The sequence below is a fragment of the Pantoea sp. Aalb genome (genome assembly GCF_009829985.1).
In the GTDB taxonomy this organism is placed as follows: Bacteria; Pseudomonadota; Gammaproteobacteria; order Enterobacterales; family Enterobacteriaceae; genus SZZU01.
In genome coordinates this window covers 338,758-363,967 of record NZ_SZZU01000001.1, presented here as the reverse complement: position 1 = coordinate 363,967, position 25,210 = coordinate 338,758, and the positions used below count along the sequence as shown (strand labels likewise).

The 25,210-nt window shown below is 28.9% G+C and carries 18 protein-coding genes; 11 read left to right on the top strand and 7 right to left on the bottom strand.

All coding sequences use genetic code 11. From position 1 onward, the window contains the following. Positions 1–97: 97 nt before the first annotated feature. Entirely contained in the window at positions 98–1,561 is a 1,464-nt protein-coding gene (locus FD728_RS01400; RefSeq protein WP_159934069.1) for an MDR family MFS transporter, read from the bottom strand. 241 nt (positions 1,562–1,802) lie between these two features. Next, positions 1,803–2,003, bottom strand: coding sequence for a hypothetical protein (locus FD728_RS01395; RefSeq protein ID WP_159934067.1), 201 nt, complete (start codon positions 2,001–2,003; stop codon positions 1,803–1,805). 350 nt (positions 2,004–2,353) lie between these two features. Between FD728_RS01395 and fabI the strand changes: the two genes are divergently transcribed. The 3 genes from fabI to FD728_RS01380 all read left to right on the top strand — a co-directional run bounded on the left by fabI (position 2,354) and on the right by FD728_RS01380 (position 7,841). After that, the gene (gene fabI / locus FD728_RS01390) at positions 2,354–3,142 is read left to right on the top strand and encodes an enoyl-ACP reductase FabI (RefSeq protein WP_159934065.1); all 789 of its coding nucleotides are present in this window, start codon (positions 2,354–2,356) and stop codon (positions 3,140–3,142) included. A gap of 351 nt (positions 3,143–3,493) precedes the next feature. Continuing rightward, complete coding sequence (locus FD728_RS01385; protein WP_159934063.1) at positions 3,494–5,779, top strand: FdhF/YdeP family oxidoreductase; 2,286 nt, start codon at positions 3,494–3,496, stop codon at positions 5,777–5,779. A 124-nt stretch (positions 5,780–5,903) separates the two neighbouring features. Then, entirely contained in the window at positions 5,904–7,841 is a 1,938-nt protein-coding gene (locus FD728_RS01380; protein WP_159934061.1) for an exoribonuclease II, read from the top strand. 99 nt (positions 7,842–7,940) lie between these two features. Here the strand turns inward: FD728_RS01380 and pyrF are convergent, their stop codons facing one another. After that, positions 7,941–8,648: an orotidine-5'-phosphate decarboxylase gene (gene pyrF / locus FD728_RS01375; protein ID WP_159934059.1), complete on the bottom strand. Its 708-nt coding sequence runs from the start codon at positions 8,646–8,648 to the stop codon at positions 7,941–7,943. 356 nt (positions 8,649–9,004) lie between these two features. Beyond that, complete coding sequence (locus FD728_RS01370; RefSeq protein ID WP_159934057.1) at positions 9,005–9,271, bottom strand: LapA family protein; 267 nt, start codon at positions 9,269–9,271, stop codon at positions 9,005–9,007. 693 nt (positions 9,272–9,964) lie between these two features. Here FD728_RS01370 and ribA point away from each other — a divergent pair. Beyond that, positions 9,965–10,570: a GTP cyclohydrolase II gene (gene ribA, locus FD728_RS01365; RefSeq protein ID WP_159934055.1), complete on the top strand. Its 606-nt coding sequence runs from the start codon at positions 9,965–9,967 to the stop codon at positions 10,568–10,570. A gap of 271 nt (positions 10,571–10,841) precedes the next feature. Here ribA and cysB read toward each other — a convergent pair whose 3' ends face one another. The 3 genes from cysB to sohB all read right to left on the bottom strand — a co-directional run bounded on the left by cysB (position 10,842) and on the right by sohB (position 16,234). Continuing rightward, positions 10,842–11,816 carry an HTH-type transcriptional regulator CysB gene (gene cysB, locus FD728_RS01360; protein ID WP_159934470.1) on the bottom strand — a complete coding sequence of 325 codons (975 nt, stop codon included), beginning with the start codon at positions 11,814–11,816 and terminating at the stop codon, positions 10,842–10,844. 179 nt (positions 11,817–11,995) lie between these two features. Further along, positions 11,996–14,593, bottom strand: coding sequence for a type I DNA topoisomerase (gene topA / locus FD728_RS01355; protein ID WP_159934053.1), 2,598 nt, complete (start codon positions 14,591–14,593; stop codon positions 11,996–11,998). Between the two features lie 579 nt (positions 14,594–15,172). Beyond that, positions 15,173–16,234 carry a protease SohB gene (gene sohB / locus FD728_RS01350; RefSeq protein ID WP_159934051.1) on the bottom strand — a complete coding sequence of 354 codons (1,062 nt, stop codon included), beginning with the start codon at positions 16,232–16,234 and terminating at the stop codon, positions 15,173–15,175. A 159-nt stretch (positions 16,235–16,393) separates the two neighbouring features. Here sohB and FD728_RS01345 point away from each other — a divergent pair, with 159 nt between their 5' ends. From FD728_RS01345 to trpA, 7 genes are all read left to right on the top strand, one after another. Further along, positions 16,394–17,155, top strand: a complete 762-nt coding sequence (locus FD728_RS01345; RefSeq protein ID WP_159934049.1) for a YciK family oxidoreductase — start codon at positions 16,394–16,396, stop codon at positions 17,153–17,155. 1,368 nt (positions 17,156–18,523) lie between these two features. Next, entirely contained in the window at positions 18,524–20,062 is a 1,539-nt protein-coding gene (locus FD728_RS01340; RefSeq protein ID WP_159934047.1) for an anthranilate synthase component 1, read from the top strand. Next, complete coding sequence (locus tag FD728_RS01335; RefSeq protein WP_159934045.1) at positions 20,062–20,640, top strand: gamma-glutamyl-gamma-aminobutyrate hydrolase family protein; 579 nt, start codon at positions 20,062–20,064, stop codon at positions 20,638–20,640. The genes FD728_RS01340 and FD728_RS01335 overlap by 1 nt, the downstream gene beginning before the upstream one ends. A gap of 16 nt (positions 20,641–20,656) precedes the next feature. Further along, positions 20,657–21,655 (top strand): anthranilate phosphoribosyltransferase, encoded by a 999-nt coding sequence (gene trpD / locus FD728_RS01330; protein ID WP_159934043.1) that lies wholly within the window; start codon positions 20,657–20,659, stop codon positions 21,653–21,655. Between the two features lies 1 nt (position 21,656). Continuing rightward, a complete protein-coding gene (trpCF, locus tag FD728_RS01325) occupies positions 21,657–23,024 on the top strand; it encodes a bifunctional indole-3-glycerol-phosphate synthase TrpC/phosphoribosylanthranilate isomerase TrpF (protein WP_159934041.1) in 1,368 nt (455 codons plus the stop codon). A gap of 96 nt (positions 23,025–23,120) precedes the next feature. After that, positions 23,121–24,314 carry a tryptophan synthase subunit beta gene (trpB, locus tag FD728_RS01320; RefSeq protein WP_159934039.1) on the top strand — a complete coding sequence of 398 codons (1,194 nt, stop codon included), beginning with the start codon at positions 23,121–23,123 and terminating at the stop codon, positions 24,312–24,314. After that, complete coding sequence (gene trpA, locus FD728_RS01315) at positions 24,314–25,126, top strand: tryptophan synthase subunit alpha (protein WP_159934037.1); 813 nt, start codon at positions 24,314–24,316, stop codon at positions 25,124–25,126. Before trpB ends, trpA begins: the two co-directional genes overlap by 1 nt. Positions 25,127–25,210: the final 84 nt, after the last annotated feature.

Below are 25,210 nucleotides of genomic sequence, written 5' to 3'. Positions count from 1 at the left end.
TAACTAATAGAGTATTTGTTTTATACTAAGAAAATATTTTAGTAGAAAATATTTTCTTAGTATAAAACAAATAAACGCTAATTGATATAAACTTAACTTATAAGTTAGAAGTCCTATGAGGCATAAAACAAGAAATCCATAAAGTCAACAATGCGATTATTAATGTTATCATAAATACCCATTGTAAAGAAGCTGCAACTTGTTCTATCCAGATTTGTAGAGTATTTGTTGATAACATTTGACGACTTTCTTGTAATATAATCTTCTGCATGGGATCATTTACTTGCGGTAATCTGTGTGATAAATTAAAATTAAGTACAGCACCCATTAATGCAGTACCAATTGCTGAACCTATCATTCGACTAAAAATAATTGAGGCAGTACAAATGCTACGAATTTCATCATGTGCATAATTTTGTACAGAAACTAAAAAGGTAGTACTTGTCATACCCATTCCAGTACCAATAATAAAAGCAGTAAAGCCAGCTTGTATAATAGTGCTATTAGTATTAAGTAATAGTAACATCGCATTTCCAGCTATCAAAAGACAAGAACCGAGCTGTGCAGTAAAGCGATATGAAGTCACTAACATTAATTTTCCACTTATAGTACTTGATAATGGCCAACCAATCGACATCATGGCTAATGCTATACCAGACTCCAATGGAGTTCCACCAATAATAGATTGAATCCAAGTTGGTAAAAAAACACTCACTCCCATCATATTAGCACCAATAATTAAGTTACCAGCATTACTAGCAATAATAAGTCTATTATGCCATATGGCAACTGGAAATAGTGGATATTTACCGTATTGTTCATGGCGTTTCAGTTTCCAAGTTGCAACAAAAGTCAATAATAAAAAAGGTAGTAACCAGCAACCAAGTACATTTGCTTGTAATAATGTTACTAATAGAGCAGTAATACTAATGATCATCCAGCAACTACCAGTAAGATTAATGGTTGTTATACTAGCACATCTTTTATATGCTGGAAGGAAGTATGCTAATATTACCATTGATATAATTCCAATCGGTACATTAATCCAAAAGATAACTGACCAATTAAAATTCTGTACTAGCCAAGCACCGCTTAATGGGCCAATTATAGCAGAAATACCCCATACACTTGAAAGCCATCCTTGCACATTAGCACGTTCATGTGGTAAATATATATCAGCTATAATAGTAGTTATCAAAGGTATAATAGAACCTGCTCCTATGCCTTGAACGGCACGAAACACAATAAGCCATATCATATTATGAGCTAATCCGCATAAAATAGACCCAATCAGGAATACTGAGATACCAATAAAAAATAATAATTTTCTTCCCCAGATATCTGCTAATCTACCATATAACGGTACGCTGACTGCCTGTGTTACAAGATAAATAGAAAAAACCCAACTAAATTGCGAGAACTTACCAAGCTTAATAGTAATAGTAGGCATTGCAGTTGCAACAATAGTCACTTCTATTGCCACCATAAACATAGCTAACATACAGGCAACAAGGATCCAAAGACGATAGTTGTGGTTTATAATTATATGATTTTTATCCATATACCTATTTAACTGTAAATCAAAACTAATTAGTATTTTATCCCATCAGTGGAAAACTAGCTTAGAGACGTAGTGACAGAAGATGAAAACTTAATTTCCTCTATTATTTTACTTAAATTTAAGACGGGGAATTGCTATCATTATATTTTATGGTTTATTTTTATTTTTAAACTATTTAAATAGCTATGAAATAGATTAATTACCCGCTATTGAATTTAAATTAATATTTCATTTTTATTTATTAATTTTTAATCGATACAATTATACCACAAGACCATTTTTTTTTTGCTTGATATCTTACAGGATTAGTGTTAGAATGGTGTCCTTCTTTAAGGTTGGCAACAATAATCACTTCTATTGCTAAAACTAATATAGCTAACATGCAACAAATAAGGCTCCAATAATAATGTTTTTTATCTATAAGTTTATTTTTTTTATCCATAACTTTTCCTTAAAGTGAATTAAAAAAAAATTATTATACAAAATTATAGTAAAACCAAATAGATATTGTAATAAAATTTAAATCACATTAAATTTTATTACTATTTATATCTGATTACAAATATAAGGTTATATATAATCAGCTAATAATTATTAAATTAAATTCGATATGAAAAATATTCACTTATTTTATTATTTAGATATATGTAATAAATTATTATAATATTCATCTTTTTAGAAAACCAATATTTTGATTAGTGTTACTAAATATATTAAAAATAATTTTATTTTAATAATATAAAAATATTAATTAAATTTTCTTTATTATTAAAATTTTCAAGGATTATCGTTATGGGTTTTCTTGCAGGTAAACGTATTTTAATTGCTGGTGTAGCTAGTAAAGTTTCTATTGCTTATGGCATAGCACAGGCAATGTATAAACAAAGAGCAGAGTTAGCTTTTACTTATCAAAATAATAAATTAAAAGATCGGATAACAGAACTTGCAATAGGATTAGATTCAAAAATTATTTTACCTTGTAATGTAGAAAAAGATGAAAATATTACAGATTTATTTAACCAATTATCACAAAAATGGACAACATTTGATGGTTTAGTTCATTCTATTGCTTTTGCACCAAACGATCAATTAAATGGAGATTATGTAAATACAGTCAGTCGTCAAGGATTTCAAATAGCTCACGAAATAAGTGTTTATAGTTTTGTTGCTATGGCAAAAGCTTGTCGTTTAATGTTAAACCCTAATTCTGCGCTATTGACTATTTCTTATTTAGGTGCAGAACGTGCTATTGTAAATTATAATGTTATGGGTCCAGCAAAAGCATCTTTAGAAGCTAATGTTAGATATATGGCAAATTCTATGGGCCCAGAAAGTATACGTGTTAACGCTATATCTGCTGGTCCAATCCGAACTTTAGCATCTTCTGGTATAAAAGGATTTCGTAAAATGCTAAATTATTGTGAATCTATTACTCCTATTCGCCGTTCTATCACTATAGAGGATATAGGAAACTCTGCTGCTTTCTTATGCTCTGATCTTGCAAGTGGAATTACCGGTGAAGTAATACATGTAGATGGTGGTTTTAGCATCACTGCCATGAATGAACTAGAACTTAAATAATATTTTATTTTATTCAAGTTAATTTTATTAAATGTTTACAACATACTGAATGTATTTGAATTATTAAAATTTGAATTATTAAAATAAGTTATAATTATTTAAGAATAAAGAATAAAGAATAAAGAAATTCGTTTAAAAATATTAAAATAATTATTAATTATTATTAAATTCAAGTGAATAAAATCCAATAATAAAATTAATTATATAGTTTATTAAACTACTGAAATTTTATAATTTATATATATAAAAAATATGTTATTGAAAAAAAATATATATTTAATAATAGATTATTTTTTAATTTATTATTAAATAATAGGTAACTATTTAAAATAATTAATTATTGTATTGATTATGAAATTTAAAAGTAAAATTAAGCCTTATCCCTTAGCTTCTGGTGGTTGGGATTCTTTAAAATCGACTGTCCGTTTTATTTTTGATAGTAAAAAAGTATTAAATAATATACGAAATTTAATGCGTATGAATAAGCCACATGGTTTTAATTGTCCTGGTTGTGCTTGGGGAAATGATAATAAAAGTACTTTTAATTTTTGTGAAAATGGTGCTAAAGCTGTAGCATGGGAATCGACACGTCGTGCAGTAACACCAGATTTTTTTATTAAGAATAGCGTAAATTTTCTTTACCAACAGAGTGATTACTTTCTTGAATACCAAGGACGTATTATACATCCAATGCGATATAATATAAAAACTGATCATTATGAACCAATTACTTGGGATAATGCTTTTAAGATTATATCTCAGCATATAAAAGCTATGGATTATCCAGATCAAATGGAACTTTATACTTCTGGACGTGCTAGTAATGAAGTTTCTTGGCTATATCAGATGTTTGGTCGTTTAGTTGGTACTAATAATTTTCCTGATTGTTCTAACATGTGCCATGAAGCAAGTAGTATAGCTTTAAAAAGAAGTATTGGAGTAGGTAAAAGCACTATTTGTCTAGATGATTTTAAACATGCTGATGCTATTTTTATCTTTGGTCAAAATGTTGGCACTAATCACCCTAGAATGCTACATAGTTTACGTAAAGCCATAAATCGTGGAGCAAAGATAATCACTTTTAATACACTACGTGAACGTGGCTTAGAATATTTTAGTAATCCACAAAAATTATTAGAAATAATCACCCCAATGTCAACTACTATTAGTTTTACTTATTATCAACCTAAACTAGGTGGTGATATGGCTGCATTACGTGGCATCGTCAAAGTATTGTTAGAAATTCATCGATCAAAGTTGATATCAGATGGAAAAGGAATTTTTAATCAAGAATTTATAGAAAATTATACTCAAGGTATAAAGTCTTATCTAAAAGTTGTTGATAATACATCATGGGATCATATTTTATACCAATCTGGATTAAGCAAAAAACAAATTATAGACGCTGCAATAATTTATCAAAAGGCCAAGCGTGTTATTATTACATGGGCTATGGGAATAACTCAACATAAGCATTCAATAGATACTATCCGTGAGATTGTAAATTTACAATTATTATTTGGTCACATAGGTAAAAAAGGAGCAGGAGTATGTCCAGTACGTGGTCACAGCAATGTTCAAGGTAATCGTACAATGGGAATCAATGAAAAACCTACTAAAGCTTTTCTTGATGCACTGAGTAGTTATTTTAATTTTAACCCACCTCGTAAGTATGGTCACAATACTATACAAGCACTGAACGCAATGTTAAATAATCAAGTAAAAGTATTCATTTCTTTAGGTGGAAATTTAGCTGCTGCTGCTCCAGATTCTCCACGTGCTGAAAAAGGTTTAAGAAATTGTGATTTAACGGTATATATTAGTACTAAACTTAATCGCAGCCATCTTGTTCCAGGTAAAGAATGTATTATTCTACCAACTCTTGGTCGTACTGAGCGTGATTTGCAAGCGACTGGTAATCAATATATTACAGTAGAAGATACTTTTAGTATGATACACCCTTCAAAAGGAATTAGTATTCCCTTATCAGATACTCAACGGTCAGAAATATCTATTATTTCAAATATCGCTCATTATACTATTGGAAATGATCAAATAAATTGGTTAGCATTAGCTGATAATTATAATTTAATTCGCGATCAAATTGCTGCAATCGTTCCTGGATTTACCGATTTTAATAAAAAATGTAATACATCAAATAGTTTTTATTTAGGAAATCAAGCAGCAGAGCTCAATTTTAATACATCATCAGGTAAAGCAGAGTTTAGTAGTGCTACTTTACCAAAATCTTTATTTCCACAACTTGGAAATAAAGTAATACCTTTTGTATTACAAACTATAAGATCTCATGATCAATATAATACTACAATTTATGGCCTAGATGATCGTTATCGAGGTATTTATGGTCAGAGAAACGTGTTATTTATTAATAAAAAAGATATCCATTCATTAGGATTTAGTGAAGGTCAATTAGTAGATATTGAAACGGTATGGAATGATGGTATTACTCGTAGTGTAAAAGCATTCAAGTTAGTACCATATAATATACCACGCGGTAATATTGCAGCTTACTATCCAGAAACTAATCCTCTTGTTCCACTATCTAGCTATGGAGATGACAGTGGTACACCAACCTCTAAATCAATACCTGTAAAGCTTAGTTTAACAAATTATTAACATGATATTTTTTTAGAAAATAAAAATTAAAATTAATTAATTTTTATAATTGTAAATTATTTTTTTGTTAATTTGATTTCAATGAAATTGTTACCTGTTTTTTAATAATAAAATTAGATAAATTATGTTTCATGATAACCCATTACTTACACAGTTAAAAAAGAAACTTCATGCGCTAGCTCCTCGTGTTGAAGGTATTGTAAGAAGTACAGAAAAAGGTTTTGGTTTTCTTGAGGTTGATTCTCAAAAAAGTTATTTTATTCCACCTTTACAAATGAAAAAAGTTATGCATAGCGATCGTATTATTGCTGTTATTTATACTGATAAAGATCGTAAAAATGCAGAGCCAGAATCTTTAGTTGAACCATTTTTAACTCGCTTTGTTGGGCGGATTCAAAAAAAAAATAGTAATCTTTTGATTATACCTGATCATCCGTTACTAAAAAATCCTATTCAATGTCGACTTAGGCATGACTTAATACATGATTTTAAAGTTGGAGATTGGGCAGTTGCAGAAATGTGTAGTCATCCATTGAAAAATAATGGTTGTTTTTCCGCTGAATTAACGGAATTCATTACTACAAGTGAAGATTATTTCGCTCCATGGTGGGTTACATTATCACGTTATAATTTAGAGCGTGAAGCGCCAAAAATAAAATTTGGTCATATGCTCGAAGAGAACTTACAGCGGGAAGATCTAACTGAAATGACTTTTATTACGATAGACAGCGCTGATACTAAAGATATTGATGATGCATTATATATTACAAAAACATTAGATGAAAAATTTTCTTTAAATATCGCTATTGCTGATCCTACTTGTTACATTGCTCAAGGTAGTAATTTAGATATACTAGCATCTCAACGGGTATTTACGAATTATCTACCAGGATTTAATATACCTATGTTACCACGTGATCTTTCGGATAATATATGTTCATTACATCAAAATGTACGTCGTCCAGTACTAGTTTGCCACGTTAATATACTAAAAGATGGTAGTATGGAAGAAGATATTACTTTCTTTACTGCGTGGATCGAATCAAAAGCTACGTTAGTATATAATAATGTTTCTGATTGGTTAGAAAATATCGGATCTTGGACACCTGCAAATAAAGATATTGCCAATCAAATTAATTTATTAAATCATTTATGTTTAGCACGGTTTAAATGGCGACAAACTAATGCATTAGTATTTAAAGATCGCCCAGACTACCATTTTTTATTAGATGAGAAAGGAAAAGTATTAGATATTATTCTTGAACATAGACGAATTGCTAATCGTATTATAGAAGAAACCATGATATTAGCTAATATATGTGCAGCAAAATTTTTACAGAAAAAATTAGGTTTTGGGATTTATACTTTACATGCTGGTTTTAATTTGTCAAATGTTGTACAAGTTGTAGATATTCTTTGTGAACATGGGATTAAAGTAGATCAAAAAGAAATTACTACTTTAGAAGGATTTCGTCAGATACATCGTAAACTTGATGCTCAACCAACACAATATTTAGACAATCGTATTCGTCGTTTTTATTCTTTTGTAGAAATTAGTACTGAACCAGGCCCACATTTCGCTCTTGGATTAGAATCTTATGCAACTTGGACTTCACCTATTCGTAAGTTTGGTGATATGATAAACCATCGTTTATTAAAGGCAATTATTCGAGGGGATACTAATATTAGGTGTCCTCAAAACGATATTACAATAACTATTAGTGAACGTCGTAGATTACACCGTATGGCAGAACGTGATATAAACGATTGGCTTTACGCATACTTCTTGTTATCTTTTGCAGGTACATCTCATAAATTTACTGCTGAAATCATTGATGTATTACGTAGTGGAATGCGTGTACGTATTCAAGAAAATGGTGCTAATGCTTATATTCCTGCTACTTTTATTCATACTATACGTGATGATTTAATATTTGTACAGGAAAGTGGAACTATATATATTAAAGATAAAATAATTTATCGTGTTACTGATATTATTAATATCACCATAAGTCAAGTACGAATGGAAACACGTAGTATAATTGCTAATTTAGCAATATAAAATAATGAGGTATTTTATTTAATTTTTTAATATTTTAATATTAAAAGTATTTATTTTATTTTTATAAAATTTTTCATAAAAAAAGAGGTTTAATTACATTTAATATTTATTTTCTTTTAGTAAAGATTTTAATATATATTGTAATGTCGCATAAGGATTAAGAGCTCGTGTTATTGGTCGACCAATAACCATATAATCAACTCCAACTTGGTGAGCTTCAATTGGTGTCATAATACGATGTTGATCATCATTATTATTAACTATCAAACGAATTCCTGGTGTTACTATAATAAAATTTTGGTTAACTTTTTTTAAAAGTGCTGCTTCTTGCGCAGAACAAATCACACCATCTAATCCACATTTGCTTGCTAATCGTGCTAATTTTTCACCTTGTTGCGCTGGAGTTAAATTAATACCTAATTCATTGAGATCTTTTTGGTTAATACTAGTAAGTACAGTAACTGCAATAAGCAACGGTGCATTTTTACCAAATGGTATTAGAGATTCACGTGCAGCATTCATCATACGTTCTCCTCCATAAGCATGTACATTGACTATCCATACTCCTAAATCTGCAGCTGCAGATACAGCGCATGCAGTTGTATGTGGAATATCATGAAATTTAAGATCTAGAAATACTTTAAATTTTCTATCTTGTAATATTTTAATTAATGATGGGCCAAACAATGTAAATGTTTCTTTACCTATTTTTAATCCACATTGTTTTGGATCAATCTTATCAACAAATTCCATGATGTTATTTATATTATTAAAATCTAATGCTATTATAATGGGAGATGTTATCATAGACATATTGTTTTATTGTAAGGAAAATAAGTACATTCTATTTGTATATTACCAAAATATATAAATACTAATAATATTGATCGTATCGTTTATAATATGTGATAATACATTTCATATGAATTACATAATTTAGTATCAATTTGTTCTTAACTAAAAAATATATATTTTTCTTTTTTATTAGCTTATTCCTTTAATCTTAAATATGCTCATTTAGCGTTTTTTATATTTTAAATTATAAAATAGTCATATGAAAAGATGATCATATTTTATAGTATATCTTTATTATATATATTATAAATAATTAATAATTAAATAAAAAAAGTAAATTTACTTTTAAAATTACTCTATACAGTATATTAAATTATATTTTGTTGTGCTTTAATTCGCTTAAGTTTACGTTGAACATTAGATAGAGTAAGACGTGTGCGTAGCCAAAAAAAACCACAGATAGTCCATCCTAACATAAATCCTGCACTAAAGAGACATGCAAGTAATGTTGAGATTTGACATTCAATTTTTGCAAATAGAAAATTAAAAGTTATAACTTGATTATTTTGTGCGCCAAGTATTACTGAAATAATAAAAATAACTAATATAACAAAAAAAATCAGTAAAGATTTCATAATTTTTCCTTTTAATTTTATTAATATATTATTTATGTAAAAATAAGCCTGTTAAGTGATTTATAAATATATGTAGAGTACATATTTATATCTATTATTTTTTTAAAAAATAGTATGTAGTAGAATAGCTATCAAACAAAATAATACTTATAATTCTAACAATTAAAAGTATCTCGTAATTATTCTGGCATTAATAGTCATTGCCATGAATTAATAAATAAAATAAATTTTTTTATTTAAGTAGAAACGGAATATATGGAAGAAAACTAGTGCATCTAATGTCAAACATATAATATTTGGTTAGTAATACTTTTGAATTTTTTAAAGATTATAAAATATTAGTATGTAATAAAACATATAACTATAAAAGAGATACTCTAAAAAAATTATGATAATTTTATTATTAATAAATCAAATAAAAAGTATACCCTTCTCATACATTTTAGTTTATCTATCATTAGTTAAACAACTTAAATATTTATGATATTTATCATATTAAATATGAAGATTTTTATCTGTTGAATTGATTAGAATATCTATATGAAAATATTTTTAATTATATAAATATTTTCTGTTTCAAAATTGCTTTTGTCTTTATTTATTTTAATAATCTTATAAATAATTATCATATTTATTAAAAAAATAATTAAAATAAAATATTTATTTTTTTAATAAGATCCGTTGGAGATTTACATGCAGCTTAAATTAATAGCGAAAGCAAAACTGCCCACTCCATGGGGGAATCTCTTAATCGTTGGCTTCGAAGAACTAATAACTGGCCATAATCATATTGCATTAGTTTATGGAGATATTAAAGATCAAAGTCCAGTATTAGCACGTATTCATTCTGAATGTCTAACTGGTGATGCTTTATTTAGTTTACGATGTGATTGTGGCTTTCAATTAAAAGCAGCACTGACAGCAATAACTAAGGAAAGATGTGGTGTACTAATTTATCATCGACAAGAAGGACGTAATATAGGCCTTCTTAATAAGATTCGTGCTTATGCATTACAAGATAAAGGTTATGATACAGTAGAAGCTAATAATAAATTGGGTTTTGCTGCTGATGAACGTGATTTCACTCTCTGTGCTGATATTTTTAAACTCTTAAGCATTAATAAAGTTCGATTATTAACTAATAATCCTCGTAAAGTTGATATCCTAACTCAAGCAGGAATAAATATTATTGAAAGAGTACCATTAATCGTAGGAAGAAATCCTAGCAACGAACGCTACCTTGATACTAAAGCAAAAAAAATGGGACATTTCCTTCAATATTTAAAAGAAGATCAATAAAAATATCCGTTATTTAAATAGTAAAATATTTTAGAAAACTGGATTATTGACTATTCATTTAAATTTCTTAATTTATTTTAAAATTAATAAAAGAGTATTTTATATATATAAAATATATGAAAAATATAAAATTTATACAAAATCATAGACAAATAAAGCTTAATAGCTTATAAGCATATTAATCTAATTTAACTAATTTAATTTAAACATTAAAATTATAAAAATATGTTCTAATCCTAATTAATCTTCAATCTTTTATTTATGATAATTCTTATTTAAGTGATAAATTAATATCGCGAAACATGACTTCTATATCTTCATTAGTTCGTAAATTAATAGCTGTATCTATTATATCTCGTGTTAAGTGTGGAGTAAAAGTATAAATAAAATCATACATATAACTTCTTAAAAAAGTACTACGCTTAAAACCAATTTTAGTAGTGCTTTTATTGAAAATTTTTGATGCTTCTATGCATACTAAATCAGTATCGAATACTGGATCTATTGCCATACTAGCAATTATACCAACTCCTAAACCTAGACGTACATAAGTTTTAATAACATCTGCATCTGTTGCTGTAAATACAATATGTGGAGTTAAACCTATACGATTAAAAGCCATATCTAGCTCAGAACGACCTGTAAAACTAAAAGTATAGGTTATTAGTGGAAATTTTGCTAATTCTTCAACTGTTATTTGTTTTTTTTCAGCTAAAGGATGATTAGGTGTAACAATAATAGAACGGTTCCAATGGTAACAAGGTAACATTATCAGATCATCATATAAATGTAATGCTTCAGTAGCTATAGCAAAATCAGCATTGCCTTTAAACACTGCTTCTGCAATTTGCATAGGAGATCCTTGATGCATATGTAATGACACATGTGGATAGCGTTCAATAAAAGCTTTAATTACATTAGGTAATGCATAGCGTGCTTGAGTGTGTGTCGTAGCAATATATAGAGATCCTTTATCAGGCCATGTATGTTCTCCAGCAATTGATTTGATAGAATCGATTTTAGATAATACTTCGCGTGCAATGCGAATAATTTTTTCACCTGCGGGTGTGACTTCTGTTAAATGTTTTCCGCTACGTGCAAATATTTGTACTCCAAGTTCATCTTCCAACATACGAACTTGCTTACTAATACCAGGTTGAGATGTATATAAGCCTTCTGCTGTAGATGAAACATTGAGATTATGATTAACGACTTCAACGATGTAACGCAACTGCTGTAATTTCATAATTATATCTTCCAGGTAGCGGCGAGGTGTGTATTTCCAGCAATCATATTTCTTATTTTTTAGTTTAATATCAATATTATTTGAATAAAATTCTATTAATTTTATTAATTCAAAACAGGGTATAGAACTATATATCACCATAAGAATACTACAATAGCTAGATTATTACCTTAAAGGAATTACTCTTTTATTTTTTGCCATTTGCCATCTATATAAAACATAGCCCAATTAGTTATTTTACCTTGTTTTTCTGAAGATATGTATTGTTGTTTGGTTTTATGACTAAAACGTATAATAGTTTTATTACCTTCTGGATCTATAGCTGGTGCTTTTGCTAAATACTTGAGCTGTTCAGGCAAACGATCTACAAAACGTTGTAGCTCTTCTACTAAAGGCGTACGAGTTTCACGTGATTTTGGAAAAGTATTGGCAGCAAAGAATATTCCTGATGCTCCATCACGTAATACAAAATAAGCATCTGATTTCTTACATAGTAATTCAGGTAATGAAATTGGTTCTTGTTTAGGTGGAGCTAATTCACCGTTACGCAAAAGTTTACGTGTATTTTTACAGTCTTGATTTGTACAAGACATATATTTACCAAAACGTCCTATTTTTAAATCCATTTTATAATTACATTTTTCACAATAAACAAGTAAACCGTTATATCTATCAATATGAAAGTTTCCTTTCTCAATTTCATAACCATCACATTCTGGGTTATTCCCACAAATATGTAATTTACATTGATTATCAATTAAATAACTATCCATGGCCGTACTACAATTTTGACAGCGACGCCTAGATAGTAAAGCATGAGCTTCTGCATCGTCACCTTCTAACACATTAATAATTTCAGTTTCTGTGATTAAATTAATTGTTTTTTTACAACGCTCTTTAGAGCTCAAAGTATATCCAGAACAACCTAAAAATACTCCAGTGCTAGCAGTACGAATACCCATTTTACGATTGCATATTGGACAGTTAATCGATATTAATACCATTTTATTAGGTTGCATGCCACCTTCTTTCGGTTCTTTTTCAGCTTTATTTAATTGGCGGCTAAAATTTTTAAAGAAAGAATTGAGTACTATTTTCCAATCAACTTTATTATTTGCAATTTGATCAAGATTATCTTCCATATGTGCAGTGAAATCATAGTTCATTAGTTCTTGAAAGTTTTCTTTTAGCCGATGTGTAACAATTTCACCCATTTTTTCAGCATAGAAACGATGATTTGTAATTCGAATATAACCTCTATCTTGAATAGTTGAAATAATATTTGCATAAGTTGAAGGCCGACCAATGCCTCGTTTCTCTAATTCACGGACCAGTAAAGCTTCACTAAACCGTATTGGTGGTTTAGTAAAATGTTGAGTAACAATAAGTTCTTTTAAGGTAAGATAATCACCTACATTTACTTTAGGTAAGCTATTACTTTTATTATTTTTAGATATTGAAGGCATTATTTTGATCCATCCATCAAAACATAACGTACGTCCTTTGGCTTTTAATTCGAAATCATCTGCTTTTACTTTCAACATACTCAAATCATACTGAGCAGGTACCATTTGACAAGCAATAAACTGACGCCAAATTAATTGATAAAGTTTTTTTGCGTTAGCTTCCATACATTTTAATTCTTCTGCTAACATGTAAATATTTGAAGGACGAATCGCTTCATGAGCTTCCTGTGAATTACTTTTGTTATAATATAGATTTGGTAATTCTGGTAAATATTTTTTACCAAAATGTTCTTCAATATAACTACGAGCTGTAGTAATAGCATCTTTACTTAAGCTAGTAGAATCAGTACGCATATAAGTAATATATCCAGCTTCATATAGGAGTTGGGCTATTATCATAGTTTTCTTTACACTAAATCCTAAGTGTGTACTTGCAGCTTGTTGTAATGTAGAAGTTATAAATGGTGCGGAAGGTTTACTATTAGTTTGTTTATCTTCTCGATATGAAATTTTATAGTAAGCTTTCTGTAAAATTGAAATGGCTTCTTTGGTTTGATTTTTATCAATCGGACGAAATATTTTATCTGCTTGATGAGTAACTTGCATATTTAACTGATCACCTGTTAGTGTATTGAAAATTCCATCAACTTTCCAATATTCTTTTGGTAAGAAAGATTTTATTTCTTGTTCACGTTCAACTATCAGGCGCACAGCAACAGATTGTACACGACCAGCAGATAAACCACGTGCAATTTTCTTCCATAGTAATGGTGAAACCATATATCCTACTACACGATCCATAAAACGACGTGCCTGTTGTGCATACACGCGTTTAATATTAATTTCTCCTGGGTTTTCAAAAGCTTTATTAATGGCTTTTTCCGTTATTTCATTAAATATTACACGACTGAATCGTTTATTGTCTTCACCGATTATTTGTTGTAAGTGCCAAGCAATAGCTTCTCCCTCACGATCAAGATCAGTCGCAAGATAAATATGATCAGCTTCATCAGCAAGATGTCTTAATTCTAAAACAATATTTTCTTTTCCAGGTAGAATTTGATATTCTACTTGCCAATCTTTCCAGGGATCAATACCCATTCGACTTACTAACGCAGCTCTTGCATCTTTTTTAATTTTTTTACATATTATTTTTTCCTTATCATAATTTTTACGACTAGTTGAAGAATTGCTAGTTGGCAAATCTCTAATATGTCCGATACTGGATTTTACAACGTAGTTATGGCCAAGGTATTTATTGATTGTTCTAGCTTTTGCCGGCGATTCAACTATAACTAGTGATTTACCCATATATGCCTTTACCTAAATGGTAATCTCCTAATAATCAAAATATATTATTATTTTTATACTCTATACATAGTTGAATATAAGTACTAGATATGAATCCATTCAAAATAATGAAAAATATCTAATATTAAATTACATTTACAAATAAATATCTTCAAGATATATAGAATTTATTACTTTTAATACATTGATACTAGCTTGTTTTAAGTTTTAATTACTAATTTTATAAGTTAATAAATAAGTTTAATTTAAAAATGAATTGCAAAAAAAATCATTAATTATATTAATTATTGAAATATATGAACATGTTTACCAATCAATAATATAAAATAAAAAAATATTATTAGAAATAATTATACTAAAAGATATTTCGTAAAATACAAATTAGCATATTTATTAATATATTAATTAACTAAATGAAGTGAATTATAAATAATTTATATAAAAATATTTTTAGTAATTTCAATTATTTAATCGATAAAGTGATACATTGAATATACTCTAAATATTTAGTTTTAGTTCAAAAATAGTTCTTATATTATTAAGATATATTTTAAAATAAAAACCCGGTCTTAATCCGGGCTACTTTATATTAGATATTAGAGTTTTATTACTATGTTCCCATATTTTTATAAAAAACCGTTCCACAATATAGCTAACACTATGAGTAAATCTATCGATTATTTTCCTTTTACGTATGTACTGAACACCGAGTACAGTAAAATCCTTCATTTTTCTAATAATTAAAGCATCACTTGTATCAAGTCCATCTACTAAACCTAAACTAAGTGCTTGACGACCATACCAATGTTCTCCTGTAGCAACCTTTTCTAAATCTAGTGATGGACGCATTTCATTTATAAAAACTTTAAATAATTGATGTGTTTCATTTAAAATATCACAAAATTTTTTTCTTCCTTCTTCAGTATTTTCACCAAAAAATGTTAATGTCCGCTTATACTGACCTGCTGTATGTAGTTCTATATCTATGTCGTTACGTTTTAGTAAACGATTAAAATTAGGTATTTGAGCTACAACTCCTATAGAACCGATAATAGAAAACGGTGCAGCAATAATACGATTTGCAACACAAGCCATCATATACCCTCCACTAGCAGCTACTTTATCTACTACAATTGTCAAATATATGTTAGCATCACGTAATCGCTGTAGTTGAGATGCAGCTAAACCGTAACTATGTACCATACCACCCATGCTTTCTAAACGTAATAAAACTTCATCACCAGGTCCTGCTACTGATAATACAGCAGAAATTTCTTCTCGAAGAGAACTAACTTCGTTTGCATCAATACTACCTTTAAATTCAATAACATAAAGAGTAGGTTTTTCTTTTGCAGTTAAATTAACTTTAGCATTGCGCTTATCATTTTTTATTTTAATCTTTTCTTGTTTTTTATGTTGTTTTAACCATATTTTTTTTACATGAGATTTTATTTTTGCCAGTTGTATATCTTCTTTCATTTGACGATATTCTTCATCTAAATGTATCAAGCGCAACTGACCATTATTTTTATATTTACGTAGCATAACATTATTGAGGACAATTATTATTGTAACTGCAATGGCCACCACTACGGTGATGGACTTGACCAGAAATAATCCATAGCTAGATAAGAAACCCATGGTACTAACCACCTTATTAAAACTTAATTTTTGTTTGCAAATTTTAAACTTACTCATCGCGTTAAATTATTTATAACGCTAAATATAAAGCTTGTATTTAATAATAAATTAGGGCATAAAACTAAAAACCTTATAGAATCTGAGTAAAAAAATATTGTTATGCATTATCAACCTAAACTGAATATACTAGAAAACCGCATTATTTTAGTTACCGGAGCTTCTGACGGAATTGGCCGTGAAGTAGCTTTAACTTATGCATCATATGGTGCACACGTCATCTTGTTAGGTCGTAATGCTAAAACATTACATAATACTAAACAAGCAATTGATCAGCTTAATAAAACTCCTGCCTGTTTATTATTATTTGATCTAGAACAAGCTAATCCAAAAAATTGTAAAGAGCTTGCTGAAAAAATTGCTATATGTGTACCACACTTAGATGGTGTTTTGCATAATGCAAGTATTCTTGGAGATCTTGTACCATTAGTTAAACTTAATCCAACTATTTGGAATCAAGTTATACAAATAAACTTACATGCTGTTTTTTATTTAACACAAGTATTAATTCCTCTTCTATTAAAATCAAAAGCTGGCTCATTAATATTTACTACTTCCAGTGTAGGACGTATCGGACGTGCTAGTTGGGGTGCTTACTCAGTATCAAAATTTGCTATTGAAGGCATGATGCAGGTACTAGCAGATGAATATAAAAATTGTTCGCTACGCGTAAATTGCATAAACCCAGGTAGCACACGTACAAAAATGCGAGCACGTGCTTTTCCACAAGAAAATAGTAATTTATTAAAAAGACCAATTGATTTGATGCCAATATATTTATATTTAATGAGTGACGATAGTCGTTACAAAACTGGTATTAGTTTTGATGCACAGCCTAAATACCAAAATAATATTTTTTCCTAAAGACTATATATATTTTATTTACGCAATAACTGTATTAAATTATCATTAATATATAATGTATGTTATTTTATTTAAAAAAGTAAATTATGAAAAAGTTTTATATATTTATAATGTATATTTATTAGATTTTAGATTACTGATTTGTAATTTAACTGATTTCTATATGTCACTAATTCCATGATAATTATCTTATAATAACTTTATTTTATACTATTAGTTTTTTACTTTTAGAAAAATTTGTGATTTTCAAATAATATACAATAAATTTTACTTTTATCAATTTATGTAAATTTTACAATTTTTATTATTAACATTAAATAATCGTAAAGTATTTATATTTGATCTTCCTACTAAACCTACTGCAATCAAATGTTTATTAGTAAATATTAACAAATAATCCAATGCAAGTTTAATGATTTACTGGTTTTTCACCCGTATAAATACCTCTAGTATATAATGTGTCAATTTACTTTTGAATTAAAAATAAATTCAATAATAAGTATTGAATTCAATTAATATGAATTTTAAAATTTCAATTATTTTATATATTATCTCTTAGATAGTCTGAAATATCATTCACATTAATGCTCTTTAATAAAATTAATAAATAATTTATTTTATATATATCACTTTTAGTTTTTTGTTATAAAATATACCTTGATATTATGTACAATTATAACTGTACATATGATATATAATATGTTTATTTTAATTTATTTGTACATTTAAGGATCATTAAAAACACTTGCTTTATGAGTAGTGAAAAAATCTTTCATTTTAATTAATTACATATTGTAATATAAATTCTTTACATAAAAATTAATACGTCTACGTATATTAAATATTGTATATTAAATTATAAATAATTAGCGTAAATTTTTATTTATTTCTATTAATTTTTATAAAATATTAGATTTATTTATATAAATAACAATTAGAATCAATAAGCCTTCTATAAATTGAAGATTATTTAATATGTAATATATTGAATTAGATTTAATAAAAAATAAAAGCTAATAAATTGACATTTATAATATAAAGTATTTTTTATTATATAAAAATATTTCATCTAATTGAAAAATATTCTCTTTTAGGATATTAAAAAAACTGTAAATAGAGGTTTTCCATCACTAATACTAAATATCAATTATAGGTAAAGATAATTATCTTTTACCTAATAGAAATAATATCAATATTTTATTTAACCTATAAATATCTTCATGAATATCAATTAATTACTAGTTAAATACATTTTAAAGAGCAAATACTTCATACACTTCTATAACCTTGATATAAATAATCTTTTCATCTTCCTGCTACCTATCAAGTAGTTTTTAGTAACATTTAGCTAACGCAAGAAAAAATAAAATGAAACTAATTAACATTAATGCGCCATATCGGGAAGATCCAGCTACAGTTTTTCATCAACTATGTGGCACACGTTCATCTACTCTATTACTTGAATCATCTGATATAAATAGCAAACAAAATCTAAAAAGTTTGCTTATTGTAGATAGTGCGCTACGCATTACATCTTTAGGTAATAGAGTAAAAATACAAGCATTATCAGAAAACGGCAGTACACTTTTACCATTACTAGATAATGTTTTACCATCTACTGTAAAAATTAATATTAGTATTAATCATCGTGAATTATACTTTCCTACGATATCCACCGTACATGATGAAGATTCTCGTTTAAAATCACTTTCGGTATTTAATGTATTACGTCTTATTTTACAATTATTTACCAGTCCAATTGAAAAACGTGAAGCAATATTACTTGGAGGTTTATTTTCTTATGATCTAGTTACTATTTTTGAAAATTTACCTAAATTGAGTAATCAACAAAATTGTCCAGATTATTGTTTTTACTTAGCTGAAATATTATTAATTATTGATCATCAACAGCGATTAGCACATTTACAAGCTAGTGTATTTTGCCCATTAAACAGTGAGTTTAATAGACTAAAACAACGTGTTTTACAGCTAAAACGTCAAATGAGCCAAACTGCACCTCCTGTACCAGTTAAACGTTTAGAACGAATGGAGTTAATGATTAATCAAACTGATGAACAATATTGTAGAATAATACGTGATATGCAGCAAGCTATTCGTATCGGTGAAATTTTTCAAGTAGTACCTTCACGTCGTTTTTTTTTACCTTGTCCATCACCTTTAGCCTCTTATGATATATTAAAAAATAATAATCCTAGTCCTTATATGTTTTTTATGCAAGATCAAGATTTTTCATTATTTGGCGCTTCACCGGAAAGTTCATTAAAATATGATGCGATTTCACGCCAAATTGAAATCTATCCTATTGCTGGTACTAGACCACGAGGACTAGTTAATGGTTCAATCGATAGAGATCTTGATAGCCGTATTGAATTAGAGATGCGTACCGATCATAAAGAACTATCAGAACATCTTATGTTAGTAGATTTAGCACGCAATGATTTAGCACGTATTTGTATTCCTGGTAGTCGATATGTTTCTAATTTAACTAAAGTAGATCGGTATTCTTTTGTTATGCACTTAGTATCACATGTCATTGGAACATTACGCGAAGATCTAGATGTATTACATGCATACTGTGCTTGCATGAATATGGGTACTTTGAGTGGCGCTCCGAAAGTACGAGCGATGCAATTAATAGCTGAAAAAGAAGGTACACGCCGAGGTAGCTATGGTGGAGCAGTAGGTTATTTGACGGCACATGGAGATCTAGATACCTGTATAGTTATTCGTTCAGCTTGGGTTGAAAATGGTATTGCTACAGTACAAGCTGGAGCAGGGGTAATATTAGACTCTGATCCACAAGCTGAAGCAGATGAAAGTCGTAATAAGGCACGAGCAGTATTACATGCTATCGCTACTGCTCATTACTGTGAGGATATTTTTTAATGGCTAATATTCTACTGTTAGATAATATTGATTCTTTTACATATAATCTAGTGGATCAATTACGTATATTTGATCATAAAGTAGTTATTTATCGTAATCAAGTGCCAGAGCATATTTTGCTTAAACAGATTCAGCACATGGAAAATCCTGTTCTTATGTTATCGCCAGGTCCTGGAATACCACAAAAAGCTGGTTATATGCCCTCATTGCTACAGATACTACGAGGGAAAATACCTATTATTGGTATTTGCTTAGGGCATCAAGCTATTATTGAAAATTACGGTGGTCATGTAGAACAAGCTGGTGAAATTTTACATGGTAAAGCATCGTCTATTATGCATGATGGACAAGCTATGTTTAGTGGTCTTACCAATCCTCTACCGGTAGCACGGTATCACTCTTTAGTAGGAAATAATATGCCTTCTGAGTTAATCGTTAATGCTATTTATAACAATATGGTTATGGCTGTTCGTCATGATTTTGACCGCGTGTGCGGTTTCCAATTTCATCCTGAATCTATTCTTACTACTCAAGGTACTAAGTTATTAGAACAAACATTAACTTGGGCTTTAAGTTAAGTAAGAGATTACGATAATGCAAAATATTTTAGCTAAACTTTATCATCGTCAAAATTTGACTCAAAATGAAAGTGAATATTTATTTAATGCTATTATTAATGATCAAATAGAACCTCTACAATTAACTGCTGTATTAATAGCAATGAAAATACGTGGTGAAACTATTGAAGAAATCATTGGAGCAGTTTCTGCTTTTTTACATAATACTAAACCTTTTCCCAGTCCAGATTATATCTTTGCTGATATCGTAGGTACTGGTGGAGATAATAACGACTTAATAAATATTTCTACTGCTAGTGCTTTTGTAGCAGCAGCTTGTGGATTTAAGATAGCTAAACATGGTAACCGCAGTATATCTAGTAAATCTGGTTCATTTGATTTATTAGAAGCCTTTGGTATTAACCTTTTTATGACAGCTAAACAATCACGTCAAACATTAGATGAACTTAATATTTGTTTCTTATTTGCACCCCAATATCACATGGGATTTCGTAATGCAATAACAGTACGTAATCAATTAAAGACACGTACTATTTTTAATATATTAGGCCCCCTAATTAATCCAGCTCGTCCACCTCTTATACTTATAGGTGTCTATAGTTCTAGATTAATATATCCAGTCGCACAAACTTTAAAAAAACTTGGATATCAACGGGCGGCAGTAGTACATGGTTCTGGGGTTGATGAAGTAGTTCTTCATGGCCCAACACAAGTTGCAGAATTGAAAAATGGAGAAATTATTAATTATCAATTAACAAAAGAAGATTTCGGTTTTCATTTTTACGATGGAGCATTTTTTAATGGTTCTACACCAGAAAAAAATCGTGATATTTTATCAAATGTACTTCAAGGTAAAGGTAAATATGCTTATGAACAATCTATTGCAGTGAATGTAGCATTATTAATGAAATTATTTGGAAATGAAGATTTAAGGGATAACGTTCAACGTGCTCTTGCCGTAATTCGTAGTGGAGAAGCATATGAACTAATTATAGCTTTTGCAGCAAGAAAATAAAATGATTATTAAAGAAACGATTTTAGAAAAAATTTTAAAAGATAAAGTTATTTGGATTAAAGAGCGTAAATTAAAGCAGCCATTAAATACTTTCAAAAATATGTTAAGACCTACAAAACGTAATTTTTATACTATAGTTCATAGTAAAAAAACAGTCTTTATTTTAGAATGTAAAAAAGCTTCTCCATCTAAAGGAATCATTAATAGAAATTTTAATTTAACAGCTATAGCTAACGTATATCGGAATTATGCTACAGTAGTATCAGTATTAACCGAAGAAAAATATTTTCACGGTAATTTTATTTTTTTGTCAGAAATGAGCGCTAAGGTTGCTCAACCTATACTTTGTAAAGATTTTATCATAGATCCATATCAAATTTATCTCGCACGTTATTATCAAGCTGATGCAGTTTTACTTATGCTGTCCATTCTAGACGATAAAAAATATAATGAACTAGTTCAAATAGCACATACCTTTAAAATGGGTGTATTAACTGAAGTAAATAATGAAAATGAAGTAAAACGCGCAATTACAATGAATGCTAAAGTGATTGGTATTAATAATCGTAACTTGCATGATTTATCAATTAATTTAAATCGTACTCGTTATCTTGCTCCACTAATAAAATCAGGTATAACTATAATCAGTGAATCGGGAATTAATAATTATACCCAAATACGTGAACTAAGTCGTATAACTAATGGATTTTTAATTGGCTCAGCTATAATGGAAAGAAAAGATCTAAGATCTGCAGTATGTCGAATATTAATAGGTGAAAATAAAATTTGTGGATTAACTCGTATTGAAGATATTCATAGTTCTTATAGAGTAGGTGCCATTTATGGCGGTATGATTTTTGTTAGATCTTCACCACGAAAATTAACTCATATGCAAGCTAAGTTACTAGTAACTACTGCACCTTTAAAATATGTAGGTATTTTTTGTAATAATAGTATAAGAGAAATAGTTATGTTGACTATTTCTCTTAATCTTTCTGCTGTTCAGTTACATGGTAATGAAGATCGAAGATTTATAAATAAATTACGTCAAGTACTACCAGTAGAAGTAAAAATTTGGAAAGCATTTGAAATAAAAAGAAGTATACCTAAACTTGATTGGCAAAATGTTGATCGTTATGTATTTGACCATGGTCGAGGTGGTACAGGTCAATGTTTTGATTGGTCACTTTTACAACATCAAGATATGAGCAAAATTTTATTAAGTGGAGGGCTCAATATTAATAATTGTTTAAAAGCTAGTACATTAGGTTGTGCTGGATTAGATTTTAACTCTGGAATTGAAATTGCACCAGGTATTAAAAATGCAAGTAAAATTACTGAGGTATTCCGAATATTACGTACTTATTAATATATCTCTTCTTATTTCTTTGTTCTAAATTTAAATTAACTCTATATATAATTTAAATTAATTCTACCTATGCCTATAATCTATAGGAATATAATTATGAATACATTATTAAATCCTTACTTCGGTGAGTTTGGTGGTCAATATGTACCACAGATTTTAATGCCAGCACTTCGCCAACTAGAAACAGCTTTTATTGAAGCACAAGGAGATTCAAAATTTCAAGAAACATTAACCAATTTATTAAATAACTATGCTGGACGACCTACCGCATTAACCTTATGTACTAATTTAATTGAAAATAATAAGACTCGTATATATTTAAAACGTGAAGATCTCCTTCATGGTGGTGCACATAAAACAAATCAAGTACTTGGACAAGTATTATTAGCTAAACGAATGGGAAAAAATGAAGTTATTTCTGAAACTGGTGCTGGTCAACATGGTGTTGCTTCTGCTTTAGCATGTGCATTACTTAAAATGAAATGTCGTATTTATATGGGAGCAAAAGATATTGATCGTCAATCTCCTAACGTATTTCGTATGCGTTTAATGGGCGCTGAAGTTATTCCTGTACATAATGGATCTGCTACCTTAAAAGATGCGTGTAATGAAGCTTTACGTGATTGGTGTAGTAGTTATGAACGCTCACATTATATGATTGGTACAGCTGCTGGTCCTCATCCATTTCCAACTATAGTACGTGAATTCCAACGTATTATTGGCGCAGAAATAAAAATACAGATTTTAGAAAAAGAAGGTCGTTTACCGGATGCATTATTGGCTTGTGTTGGAGGTGGATCAAATGCTATTGGCATGTTTTCAGATTTTATTGATGAGACAAATGTCAGATTAATAGGAGTAGAACCTGGTGGACATGGTATCAAAACTGGTGAACATGGTGCTCCGATAAATCACGGACGAATAGGAATTTGTTTTGGAATGAAATCATTGATTATGCAAAATAAAGAAGGACAAATCAAAAACTCTTATTCAATTTCTGCTGGTCTTGATTTTCCATCTGTTGGTCCAGAGCATGCATATCTAAATAGTATTGGTCGAGCAGAATATGTATCAATTACAGATGATGAAGCTTTAAATGCATTTAAAATTCTTTGTCGTACTGAAGGTATTATTCCAGCATTAGAATCTTCTCATGCGCTAGCTTATGCACTTAAAATGGTTCGAGATAACGTACAAAAAGAACAAATATTAATCGTAAACTTATCCGGTCGTGGTGATAAAGATATTTTTACTGTTCATAATATTTTAAAATCTAAGGAAAAAATTTGATGGAACGTTATTATCAATTATTCAAACATTTATCTATCAAAAAAGAAGGTCTTTTTCTACCTTTTGTGATGTTAGGCGATCCATATATAGAACTTTCATTAGCAATTATAGATGCGTTGGTTGAAAGTGGTGCAGATGCATTAGAATTAGGCATGCCTTTTTCAGATCCAGTAGCAGATGGACCTACGATACAAAGGGCAACATTACGTGCTTTATCTGCTGGTACTACTATATCATATTGTTTTGAAATGTTAAAAATTATCCGTCAAAAATATACAGATTTACCAATTGGTTTATTAATGTACGCAAATTTAATATTAAGTAGAGGTATTTATGATTTTTATTTACAATGTGCAGATATTGGATTAGATTCTGTATTAATCGTGGATATACCTATAGAAGAATCAGAACCATTTCGTCAGGTAGCAATGAATAATAATATTGCTCCTATCTTCATTTGTCCTCCAAATGCAAATAATCATCTTCTATATGAAATTGCTTTGTATGGTCGTGGATATACTTACGTATTATCGCGCAATGGAACTACTGGAACAGAAGATGATACTATACTTCCGTTAAAAAACTTAATTTATAAATTACATAAATATCATGCTGCACCACCATTACAAGGTTTTGGTATTTCTAAACCTTCGCAGATTAAAAAAGCAATTGAATTAGGAGCTTTAGGAGTTATATCAGGTTCTGCTATTGTAAAGATTATTGAATCTAATAAAAATAATAAAAATGAATTACTAAGCGAATTAAAAAAGTTTGTTAGAACAATGAAAAATGCAACAATCAATATATTGTAAAAAAGTAAAGTATTTAATAAATGAAATTTTATCTCAAATAGCATTGACTTGTAATAGATAAATTCAATACGTTAAAATCAATGT